Here is a 1,973-nt window from a genome sequence, read left to right as displayed (position 1 = left end):
CCCCAATGGAAATCTATCCGAGCGCCATGATCAAAAATACACGTATGATGCCTGGGATAGATTGCTTTCTGTTACCATCGGCAATATACGTTTTAACTACACCTATGACGATCTAAGTCGGCGCCTTTCTAAAGTTAAATCGCTTTGGGATCCATTAACAGACAATTGGGTGACACAAGATACACAGTATTTCCTCTACCAAGGAGATAATGAAGTCGGTGTTTGTGATGCAGAACAACACTTAATGGAATTTAGACCGCTTGGCCATGGACGTGGTGCTGAAATCGGTGCTGCGGTTGCTTTTGAAATTCAAGGACAAGTATATATTCCTTTAACTAACTTTACAGGGCATGTTCAAGTTCTTTTAAACTCTAAAGGTGAACCTGTCGATATCTATCGCTACACGGCTTTCGGAGAAGAAACCATCTTCGATCCATCCGGAGATGTTAAAAAACCGATAACACCTTGGCGTTTTTGTTCCAAACGAACTGATCCAGAAACGCATCTTATTAACTTCGGTAGGCGCTACTACAATGTGGAACTCAGCCGTTGGCTGACTACAGATCCTGCTGGTTTTACTGATGGAATGAACCTTTATAGCTATGTTAAAAATAATCCTTTCCGTTACATTGATCCAGATGGACGCTTTGCTTTTGCGCTTCCTCTTATTTGTATAAGCCTTGGTGAATTTGGGATCAGTTTTATAACGGCAGAGGTGGTAGTTGCTAGCCTAACAGGAGCTGTGTTAGCATGGGGGGTCTACGAACTTGATAAAACCCTAAATAAAGAACAAGATGTTGCCTATTATCATGAAGCTATTTCCGACCCCTCCGAAAACGAAAAAAAGAAGGGTGACCGGAAATCTCCCTATGGAGGAGATGAACTTGGTGACGATCCCACCAAATGTCCAGGCGAAGAATATACATGGAAAGGAGATGGCCCTCCAGGTAGCGGAGAAGGTGCCTGGTATAATGGAAAAACTAAAGAAAGTTTATATCCAGATCTTAACCATCCTCTACCAAAAGGCCCTCACTGGGATTATAGAGATCGCAAAACTGAATACGAAGAAAGACTATTCCTCGACGGAACATGGGAGCCTAAAAAATGAAAACATTGTATAGATACGAATTAAACTTTGACCGTACGATTGAATTTGTTAAAAAAAAATTAGGTATAAAAAATGCATTATCTTCAGAGTTACTTAATTTAGTCGATTTTAAGTCGGGTGTTTTTTTTACTTTATTGACATTAGGTTCTGACTTAGAAAGACTTTATGAATTTAAAAGCGGCGTTATCCTCCCTCAAAATCCTATAATTGTTTCCGAGACTAATGGAAAAAAATCACGTCATCAAATAGTCCCCACAATAAAGGAAGAGTTAAGTAATTTTGTTTTTCATAAACTTATTTCCAATGAAAAATTTTCTTGTGTGTTTGATGAGGTTACAATGGACTATGATGATTCTTATTTAAACAAATTCTACGAAAAAAAAAGTATCTATTTGTATGAAAACGAAGTTATGTATGTAATCAGAGAACATAATAAAAACCACAAGTTTATAACAGATTGTATGCGGAGTTCATTTTCTTTTTGGCACTCTGTAGGAGTTTTAACAGAGGCTGATTGTTTCAAAAATGACAGCAATATTCTCTCGTTGGAAGATATCCAAGCCATCTGTAAAAAAACTAAAATGATGCTCATTAGTGCATATGATGGTGAAGCGTATGTTTTATGGGAAAAAATTGAACAAGAATAAAAATGACTTTGGCTGCTCCTTTTTCATACCAATTTAAATAGAAATTCTGACTAATTTGAGCCCTAAACCTTCCGGATTATCTATTGAGATATTGTCAAATGTTGTGTTTTGAGCATCTAATAGCGCGCATCCAACTTGTTAAAAATTAAGCTGTGTATTTCATGTTAAAGACTTCTTCCCCATCTTTAAACTGCACACCCAAAATCAGTTTGTTAATC

General features: G+C 37.3%; 2 protein-coding genes. Both read left to right on the top strand.

Annotation, left to right across the window (positions count from 1 at the left end; genetic code table 11):
- Positions 1-1,108, top strand: a 1,108-nt coding sequence (locus AOM43_RS08570; RefSeq protein ID WP_264358365.1) for an RHS repeat-associated core domain-containing protein, incomplete at its 5' end; no start/stop codon positions are given.
- Positions 1,105-1,755: a hypothetical protein gene (locus AOM43_RS13070; protein ID WP_079978252.1), complete on the top strand. Its 651-nt coding sequence runs from the start codon at positions 1,105-1,107 to the stop codon at positions 1,753-1,755. The genes AOM43_RS08570 and AOM43_RS13070, both read left to right, overlap by 4 nt.
- Positions 1,756-1,973: the final 218 nt, after the last annotated feature.

The organism is Parachlamydia acanthamoebae, assembly GCF_000875975.1.
GTDB classification, from domain to species: domain Bacteria; phylum Chlamydiota; class Chlamydiia; order Chlamydiales; family Parachlamydiaceae; genus Parachlamydia; species Parachlamydia acanthamoebae.
This window is presented reverse-complemented; position numbering and strand designations above follow the sequence as displayed.